This is a genomic window from Duganella flavida (genome assembly GCF_009857445.1).
In the GTDB taxonomy this organism is placed as follows: domain Bacteria; phylum Pseudomonadota; class Gammaproteobacteria; order Burkholderiales; family Burkholderiaceae_D; genus Rugamonas; species Rugamonas flavida.
Genome location: NZ_WWCN01000028.1, coordinates 38,481 through 46,688, shown reverse-complemented (window position 1 = coordinate 46,688; position 8,208 = coordinate 38,481). Strand labels below are relative to the sequence as shown.

10 protein-coding genes are annotated in these 8,208 nt (G+C 49.2%); 6 read left to right on the top strand and 4 right to left on the bottom strand.

Annotated features, from left to right (window positions below):
* Positions 1-492 precede the first annotated feature (492 nt).
* Positions 493-753: a helix-turn-helix domain-containing protein gene (locus GTP46_RS28110; RefSeq protein ID WP_161009941.1), complete on the bottom strand. Its 261-nt coding sequence runs from the start codon at positions 751-753 to the stop codon at positions 493-495.
* Positions 754-1,491: 738 nt separating this feature from the next.
* Between GTP46_RS28110 and GTP46_RS28105 the strand changes: the two genes are divergently transcribed.
* The 4 genes from GTP46_RS28105 to GTP46_RS28090 are packed head-to-tail and all read left to right on the top strand — an operon-like array spanning position 1,492 to position 4,555.
* Positions 1,492-2,565: a CAP domain-containing protein gene (locus GTP46_RS28105; RefSeq protein WP_161009940.1), complete on the top strand. Its 1,074-nt coding sequence runs from the start codon at positions 1,492-1,494 to the stop codon at positions 2,563-2,565.
* 56 nt (positions 2,566-2,621) lie between these two features.
* On the top strand, positions 2,622-3,107 hold the full coding sequence (locus GTP46_RS28100) for a hypothetical protein (RefSeq protein ID WP_161009939.1): 486 nt from the start codon (positions 2,622-2,624) through the stop codon (positions 3,105-3,107).
* Positions 3,108-3,117: 10 nt separating this feature from the next.
* On the top strand, positions 3,118-3,810 hold the full coding sequence (locus GTP46_RS28095; RefSeq protein WP_161009938.1) for a metallophosphoesterase family protein: 693 nt from the start codon (positions 3,118-3,120) through the stop codon (positions 3,808-3,810).
* A 58-nt stretch (positions 3,811-3,868) separates the two neighbouring features.
* Complete coding sequence (locus GTP46_RS28090; protein ID WP_161009937.1) at positions 3,869-4,555, top strand: hypothetical protein; 687 nt, start codon at positions 3,869-3,871, stop codon at positions 4,553-4,555.
* 37 nt (positions 4,556-4,592) lie between these two features.
* On the opposite strand, the gene GTP46_RS28085 is transcribed toward GTP46_RS28090, so the two are convergent.
* On the bottom strand, positions 4,593-4,883 hold the full coding sequence (locus GTP46_RS28085; protein WP_161009936.1) for an H-NS histone family protein: 291 nt from the start codon (positions 4,881-4,883) through the stop codon (positions 4,593-4,595).
* 88 nt (positions 4,884-4,971) lie between these two features.
* Between GTP46_RS28085 and GTP46_RS28080 the strand changes: the two genes are divergently transcribed.
* Positions 4,972-5,364, top strand: coding sequence for a hypothetical protein (locus GTP46_RS28080; RefSeq protein WP_161009935.1), 393 nt, complete (start codon positions 4,972-4,974; stop codon positions 5,362-5,364).
* 405 nt (positions 5,365-5,769) lie between these two features.
* On the opposite strand, the gene GTP46_RS28075 is transcribed toward GTP46_RS28080, so the two are convergent.
* Positions 5,770-6,075: a helix-turn-helix domain-containing protein gene (locus GTP46_RS28075; protein ID WP_161009934.1), complete on the bottom strand. Its 306-nt coding sequence runs from the start codon at positions 6,073-6,075 to the stop codon at positions 5,770-5,772.
* A gap of 398 nt (positions 6,076-6,473) precedes the next feature.
* Between GTP46_RS28075 and GTP46_RS28070 the strand changes: the two genes are divergently transcribed.
* A complete protein-coding gene (locus GTP46_RS28070; RefSeq protein WP_161009933.1) occupies positions 6,474-6,701 on the top strand; it encodes a hypothetical protein in 228 nt (75 codons plus the stop codon).
* 928 nt (positions 6,702-7,629) lie between these two features.
* Here the strand turns inward: GTP46_RS28070 and GTP46_RS28065 are convergent.
* Positions 7,630-8,190, bottom strand: a complete 561-nt coding sequence (locus tag GTP46_RS28065) for a TMEM175 family protein (protein WP_161009932.1) — start codon at positions 8,188-8,190, stop codon at positions 7,630-7,632.
* Positions 8,191-8,208: the final 18 nt, after the last annotated feature.

Genomic DNA, 8,208 nt, shown 5'->3' with positions numbered 1-8,208 from the left:
AGGCATAGGGAACGACCTTTACGCCTGCTGAACGGATACGATGGCTAAATAATGCAAGAGATCGCAGAGTAGCGCGAGGGAGAAATTCGTACTGTTGACAGTGGCCGGCTAATGGGTGACCCACTCAATTTGACCTGCCTTCCACTGCCTGGCAAACGCTGCCACGCGGTCATACGATCCTTCATAACCGAGTTCTTTCAGATCCGCTTGGATCTGTTTCAAACTGCGTCGCTGCTTGCGCGGCTTGCTTGCTTCGGCCTTGCGCCATCCTGATAATTGCAAAGAGTATTTGTCTATCAAGTACATCGCACAACGGCGTCAATCAACGAGACCGTCACGGCACCTGCGGATTCTGGCGCCGACGCACATGCGTTGTTTGCACATCTCACTCCGAGCTAATGACTTAAAACTCGTGGCCCGAGGATTCGAGTCAGGGCATCTTGCGGCTTATAAATTGCCCGCTCAAGTTGCGTACTACGGCTGGTATTTGGCCTATTCAGATGAATCGTCCAGGATCTTAAACATCGCAGGGTCAACAAGATCACGCAGCGGCACGCCGAGCGCCTGCGATAGCAGCCCCATGTTGTCGATGGAGACGTTCCGGACGCCACGCTCAACTTCGCTGACGTAGGTACGGCTTAGGTCCGCGCGTAGCGCCAACTCTTCCTGCGATACGTCTTTTAGACGCCGGGCCCGGCGAAGATTTCTCCCGAAAATTTCTCTTGCAGATAGCGGTTGGTTTGTTTTTTCCATGACTGCAAGCTTCATTCTAGGAGTGAAGGCAGTCCACCAACTATGCGGAACCATTTGGCAACTATAAGTGACTTTGTTAGAATTTACATATATATTTCGCCTGTGAGGTAAAAATCTTGTTTTAGCGAAATATGCGTAATAGAAAATTCCTGTTGGGCGTAGACCTAACAAAGACAGCTTTTTAATGCGTTTTCAGCAACTCCAGGAAGCTCTAAACGATAAGCCAATTGAAATGCATGCGTCTTGAGGAAAATATTGATCTCGATTGCTCGCCCGCTTGGGCATCGAGGCTTCAAAAAGAGGAAAGTAATGACGCCAGCAGAGCGTAGATATTTAGGAACGACAATAGTTAACCTACATGCCGAGATTAGTAACAGGGCATCCCTTCATTCCGCGATTTCGGAATACAACATCCACGTCGGACGCAAAGATGGCCGAGCCGTCACCGAGATGGAACTTCGGTCCATCCTCTCACAAGTTTCGTGGGCGATCGACGGCGAAGATAGCTTGGTTACTCTGCGTAGGGTGAACTAAGTTGATAAGCAGAAGTAACACATAGTTTCGGGGGAAATCCCTCGCCCCCGATGCTATTCCATCGATCATGAACGGTTACTGAAGTAGTCCATGATCACCGGCCAGTCGATCGGAATGAATGCCCGCTAATTGGTCCTGACATTGACGTCCAAAACTTTTTGCCGCGGGGTGTTGAGAAGTGCCCTGCTGTTTATGTAGGCGAGCTTGACAGCTCAATTTCCAAGAGAGGGAAGTACTTTGCAAAGTAAGAACAACTTTATGCTACTCGTAGCGGCAACACTGACAGCCTGTGGTGGCGGTGGCTCGACATCAGTTCAGCAGCCGAATGTGACGCCAGTCGTAACGCCGCCCGCAGTCGATGTTAATGAGCTAGTCCAAAGCGTGCCCGTTCCAAACTACACAAGCGACAGTGGGAATCTCGTCGTATTCAACGCTGTAAATGCGCTCCGGGAAAAAGTGGGATCTGGTCTGCTCAGCCAGAATGCCGCTCTCGACAAGTCGGTGCTCGCTCATTGGAACTACCTCGATATAAATACCATCGTCAGCCTGCATAGCGAGGCAGAGGGCAAGATGGGATTCACCGGCGTTGATGCGACTGCACGCGCGAAGGCTGCGGGATATTCCAGCGCATATGTGGACGAAGTTATTTTCGGCACGAATGGCGCCGGCAATTTCGCGGGCTGTACCGCTAGCTGGGCAAATAGCGTCTACCACATCGGAGTACTCTTTTCGGGCATGCGCGATATCGGTATCTCTGCGATCAATACGAAGGATGATCCGATTTACGGCAAATATACGGTATGCGTCGCGGACTTCTCAATCGCCACGTCAAAAGCAGAGCAGTTGCCGGCAGACGGTACAATCCGCGTCTATCCTTATCCAGACCAAACCGGCGTTCCAATTGTCTTCTACAACCAAGCCGAAGTGCCTACGCCGCTTCCTCAATATCAGGAGCTGGGTACACCTGTTACGCTGAACTTCAAGACCAAATCATTCGCAGCGACTGGTGCAAAACCAACTATCTCCGTCACGCAATTGAATATAACTCCGGCTGGTGGACAACCGCTGTCGGCGCGCATTCTGGCAAATACAGCTGGCGGCACTTTTACATCGACTGGTCCTGAGCTGACTGCAGACGGTCAAATGGCTGCATATGCGCTCACTATTGTTCCTGTGGTCAGGATGGCTGCGAATACTGTTTATACCGTTTCGTTCTCTGGCACCGTAAATGGCACTGCGCTGTCAAAGTCTTGGAAATTCACAACCGCGGCAAATTAATCACGCCGGCCTCCCGTTATTGGGCGGCCGTTTCCTTGATCTGTTGAGAGGTAGCTATGTCGATGTGGGGAAATGATTCGGGCGGTCGTGACACAAGCCACCTCTATATGGGACTGGCAATGGGAGCAGCAGACCGCGCCAACCGAGCAGAAGACGAGAATGATAAATTATACGCAGCGATTGCGGATTTCTACGCAAACAAAATCGTGTGGCAGGCAATTGCGATAGCATATCGGCAGCTCTGCGAAGCGATGCTCGATGAACTCGCATCGGCTACTGAACCCAAGCACCTAAACAACCCAGCGCATGCCGGCACGCGTACTCTTTTTATCCGGAACGCTCTTGAGCAACAAATCAGCGGTGCCACAAAATTCTATCAAGACAATGGTCATGCTAAGAAATGGCCAGGACTGCTCAGTAAAGTTAGAGGGAGAGCTTTGACTAAAGTCGAAGATATGATTTTTAAAATGGACTTGCATGCAGACGGACACTTCCGAGAGGCGCGACGAAGGGCCGGCAGTGCAGGCAAACGCAATCGATAATGGAGGAAGAGTGTACGCCCAGAAAAACATGCCGGAGATCTGGTTTGCTGGAGACTGCCACGGTAAGTTTGCACATATCGTGTCTGCGGCACATAAGTTTAGGCCGGACGGGATTGTGTTTCTAGGTGACCTGGATTGTCCAAGTCCGCTGCAAGACGAGCTCGCAGATTTGTCTGAGCACATCGAGGTGGCGTACATCCCTGGCAATCACGACAGTGACTCCGAATCGAACTGGGACAATCTAACAGCTAGCGGATTTCTAAACCTGCACAGCACAGTTGCCACAGTAGCCGGCGTGCGCATCGCCGGCCTGGGGGGCGTCTTCAGAAAGCCTTGGAACCCGCGTAAGTATGATTTGGTCGATCCATTATTCAGCGGGGCCGAATACGCAAAAACGTTAGGCAAGGGCAATCTGTTCCGAGGTGGCCTACCGTTGCGGCACCGCACGACGATTTTTCCTGCAGATGTTTTTGAGCTCTCCCAACATTCGGCTGATGTACTCGTTACTCACGAAGCACCTGATCTGCACGAGCTTGGATTCACTACGATCACTCAACTCGCTCAGTGTTTGCGTGTAGCGAAGGCGTTTCACGGGCATTTACACGAGTCGATCAGTTACCTGTCAAGTCCATGGCAGGCGGTGGGTTTCCGCAGCATCGTCAACCTTTGCGGAGAGGTCATTTACGCTGGCGGCGATACTTGATGCAGCTATATGTCCAAAGTTCGCGTCGCATACAAATCAACTCACGATAAAGGTCGGAATGCAAAAGGTACTTTCACAGCAGGCAGTCGAAGAAGATGTCCAAAAAGTGATCTCATCACTTGGCACTGTCCAAACCATTACAGCTATTGAACTTATTCATGCTTTGCAGCAGAAAGAGCACGCGCCCAATATGGCGCCGATCATCTCCGCATTTCTGAGTCATGCATCGGCGGATCTAATTGCGCGCATCTGTCTAGTTCCAGGCGCGAGTATGGAAGAAGTATCTAATTTGATCGAGCCCATTGTCGCATTCGCCGACGGTATTGGGTGCAGCCGTACGTCGACACTCGATATTGAGCTGCGGAGGGTGTTCGTACCAATGGACTTTCCGGCCCAGCCGCGGGGCGCAGCGCTTAGCGGAGCAAATCCCAAGGTTGCGTTGGTCTCATACGGCGGCAAGTACTACGAGCCCGGCACAGCGCCGCCAGAGGTACTATCGCGCTGGGAGGTAGCTGAAGATCTCGCGCATCAGTTTGTTGAGAGATGCCGAATAACTGAAAAAGGGAAGTATGCTCACCTGTCCCAGCATGAAATCCTTCAACAGTATTTACACAGACTACTTCAGGCTGGTTGGGGATCCGACTCCGACATGCGTTGGGTCATTCGCAGAACCGCCGTCTTACTGGGATGGGATATTCCCGACGAGGCAAAAGAAACGCTTCTCGGCGAATCGAGTCAATCATAAGGGGATTAACTCGATTCGAACGTATAGCGTTGAACGTTTATCGAATCAGGTATTGGCTCTTGTCTTTACCTTCGAGCCATTTCGGAGCACGGCCTCGGCCAGTCCACGTATCGCCGGTAGCCTCATCTCGGTACTTGATCGCTACCGGCTTACCAGGCGCTTTAGGTGACGGCTTAGAGTTGCCGCCAATGTCGGCCAGTGTTAAACCATACTCGCTCATGATTGACTGAATCTGTGCACGTGCTTGTGCAATTTCTGTCCGGCGTGCCTCCTCAGCTTTAGCCTGCAACTCTGCGATTTGCTTCTGATAATCCTGATAAGTCGACATTGAAAACTCTTTCGAATCCGTTAACGGTATCGAAGATTGTACACGTGCTTTATATTTAACTGGTGCTGTTCGCTTTAAGAACTAAATAATGAAAGACTACTCGAAGCTAGTCCCGGTGTTTGAGAGTGATTTCTACCGTCTTATCACCTTCATTCGCGACGCAAATGGCATACTTTCCCCCGAGTCTTTTGCCTTGGTATTTGAATCCGACGTGTCGCCGTTTGGCAACGCGACTAATGTGGCGCTGGAAAGAATCTACAACGCTTCTGAAGATAAAGCAGTGCAGATGTACCTATCTTGCCTTAAAATTACGCTTGCAGCCACAGACGTATCAGATAGTGTTGAGCGTGCGGTTGATTGGGTCAAGAACGAGCCCATAGCCCATCTGGATTGCAAAACTGGCTTGGCATTAGCTGCAGAAGGCCGAACGAGTGAGGTACTACATTACATCAGCTCACTTTATGCAGGGTTTTGTGGCTAACCGATATCCATAATAAAGCGTAAGGGCCTGCACGCCACTCGATAAGGGTTTATATGACCGCTTGGCAGCGTTTACCAAGCAGTAGAAGGCAGGCCAAGCTGAGTAGTTCAATTCATCGAGCAAACGACAAAAATGACAAAGGAGGAGTTAATGGCGGCAGTGCAGGTCCACATGCGTGATGGCCGCGCGTACCTTATTGCTATTCAAGATATTCCTGAACCATGGCGCCTCCAATTTGAAAACGCCCTACATGGCAGCGCATGTCCCGTTAGCCCAATCCTCGGCAAATGCGCATTTGCCTGGGACTGGGTAGCTTGGGTTAATGGAAATTGGGTTGGCCGCGGCGGTCCGATGGACCTAACTTAATGCAGAGCCACTCGCCCAAGACATACAACTCGATATCCATTAAAAATCGCGCTCAAGAGGCGTATTGTCCCCTGAACGCAAATGCACTGGCGTACCCGGCTGGCAGATAATCAATTCGACACTGGACAGTTCCCGCAACGCCTCTAGCACGCTCAGAAAAACCCCGAGGGAAACACCCGGATCGCCGCGTTCGAGGCGCGCGAGTGTTTGTCTGTGCACACGGCATGTTCTCTCAAGATCAACCAATGAGCGCTTCTGGGCTTTTCTAGCCGTACGAATGCGCTCGCCAAGACGCTGAGCGGTGTTCTGGACGGCAAGAGAGTTAAAGGTTTGGTCGTGTCGCATAATTAGTAATCCTAAGACCGCAGATTATCATGCCATTGCCAATGTCGCTTAGATACGCCAATTCGTAACTAAATGGTGTATCTAAACGTCTTTTACCCCGCCAAACTCAGGCTGTGGTAACCAGGAAGGCAGGTGGTTGCGACCTTTAAGAATGGATAGTGGTAATGATGCGGACATCAATTCTGGAACGATTCTTGGAACGATTCAGTCGAAATATCCTCAATGAAATCAATTATTTAGAATAATTAACCACTTTTCCATGGAACGATACAATTTGACGCTTTTAGACTTGCGCCCACAGCCGTTCCCAAGCAAAGGGAAGGACAAAAATTTAGTCAGTAACACTCTAATCGCAGAGCAGTGCGAGTGTCGTGATAAAGATGAAAGGTGAGGGTTCGATGCCGAAAAATATCCGATTTGACCAGGTAAAAGTGCTTACTGGCGAAACTAAGATCTTGGGGGCCACCGCCGCAGAGTGGGATGCCACCTTTACTGGCAACATGCGGCAGACACTTCAGCAAGTCAAACAGCTGGCCGAAAGTGGCGTAACTCGCGATATCTCGACGGCAGTATCCGATGTGGCCAGCACCGTTTCGGCGAAACGCCAATGGCCCCAAGGCCAGTGAGATTAATCTACGAGTTTTAGAGACTAGCCCAACAGCCGCTCCATTGCGGAGGGAACGTTGTCCGGTCCAATGGACTTTCCTTGTAGTAGGCGATTTACGTCCAGGACCAAATGCTTTGGCACGAGTATCCATTCGGCATCGAGTCCAGCAGCCAAAGCATCAATAGTGGAAACACGTGCGTCAATTTTGCTGTTGGGCGACAGCACAGCAGCGATGTGCGGCCGAGTAATGCCAGTGGTCTCTGAGAGATATTCTTGGGTTTTCTGTAGGTGTGCACGACGCGATCGCAGTTGCTCGATTAGATTCATAGAGTTCCTTCCGTCAAGTCTGGCAAACAATACTCTGCATCAGACTAAATGTACACTTTAAGATACATTGCCTAGCCGTTTGTTCACTATTGAGAACATTCATTTTCGGGTTAAATTGCAAATTATGTGGTGAACGGATCCAATTTCGGCTAAGAGTTCAGGAAGCGCTACTGTTCAACGCATGGATATTCCTTTAGAGGTGGCTGGGAGCATCAATGTTTATCTGTTCGTCTACTTGATGAGTAGCCCTGCTCGATTAGTTGCGTGCGCCTAATTTTCCGTTAGCTTTCTGTTACTGCACGAACGCGATTTTCAAAGAATTCTTGAAGATGACGTGTTCACTTTATTTCTCTATTTTAACTATCCGTTGAATTCCTGCTCACGTCATAATTTCGGAGATTGACCGCGGGCAAAAAGATGGCGCAGAGGTAAAACGCTGGACGGCCAACTGAGTCATCGTTAGCTAGAACGAGCTCTAAAACAATCGATGTCTAGGAGAAAAACACCTGCGGAAGCATTTTCTTTAGCAGCATAAGTTGAGAAGGAACCGCTTGGCTACTAGATGCGCGCCTTTACCACCTATCTTACGAGACAATGCTAAATAGACAAGAATATTTAGTTCAAATTGATCGTTCGATTCTGCGATCAGGAATAAACCAAATAGCAGCCACCAGAACGTACAGAGAAATACTCAAAGTAGGTGAATAAAAAGAAGAAATAATACCAGCGGCATACAGAAAAACTGAGATTTTGCCTTTCCTATCTCTACCGATCGCTGTCTTGACTAAATCATTATTAGCTTCCAAGACGCAAACTAAAATGTAATATGAAGAGCCACACATAAGCAACACAAAACCGTAACATGCGAGCGGAAATGATGCAGTATGGTTTTCTCCAAACCATGCAGTTACAAATGGAATCAATGAAAGCCAAAATAATAAATGTAGGTTGCCCCACAGTATTGATGAATTGACATTTTTTACGATGTGCATAAGATGATGATGGTTATTCCAATATATCCCGACGTACACAAAGCTTAAAACATAACTCAAGAAGGTGGAAGCCAGAGGTTTTAATGCCTCCAGGTTGTCCCCATGAGGAACCTTAAGTTCGAGAACCATAATTGTTATTATGATTGCGAAAACACCGTCGCTAAAAGCTTCTAATCTTCCTTTGTTCATTGAAACTCCATTTTTAAA

Excerpts from the sequence above, each read along its gene's own strand:
- GTP46_RS28110 (WP_161009941.1), bottom strand. The coding sequence starts at position 753 with ATGGAAAAAACAAACCAACCGCTATCTGCAAGAGAAATTTTCGGGAGA.
- GTP46_RS28100 (WP_161009939.1), top strand. The coding sequence starts at position 2,622 with ATGTCGATGTGGGGAAATGATTCGGGCGGTCGTGACACAAGCCACCTC.
- GTP46_RS28090 (WP_161009937.1), top strand. The coding sequence starts at position 3,869 with ATGCAAAAGGTACTTTCACAGCAGGCAGTCGAAGAAGATGTCCAAAAA.
- GTP46_RS28085 (WP_161009936.1), bottom strand. The coding sequence starts at position 4,883 with ATGTCGACTTATCAGGATTATCAGAAGCAAATCGCAGAGTTGCAGGCT.
- GTP46_RS28080 (WP_161009935.1), top strand. The coding sequence starts at position 4,972 with ATGAAAGACTACTCGAAGCTAGTCCCGGTGTTTGAGAGTGATTTCTAC.
- GTP46_RS28075 (WP_161009934.1), bottom strand. The coding sequence starts at position 6,075 with ATGCGACACGACCAAACCTTTAACTCTCTTGCCGTCCAGAACACCGCT.
- GTP46_RS28070 (WP_161009933.1), top strand. The coding sequence starts at position 6,474 with ATGCCGAAAAATATCCGATTTGACCAGGTAAAAGTGCTTACTGGCGAA.
- GTP46_RS28065 (WP_161009932.1), bottom strand. The coding sequence starts at position 8,190 with ATGAACAAAGGAAGATTAGAAGCTTTTAGCGACGGTGTTTTCGCAATC.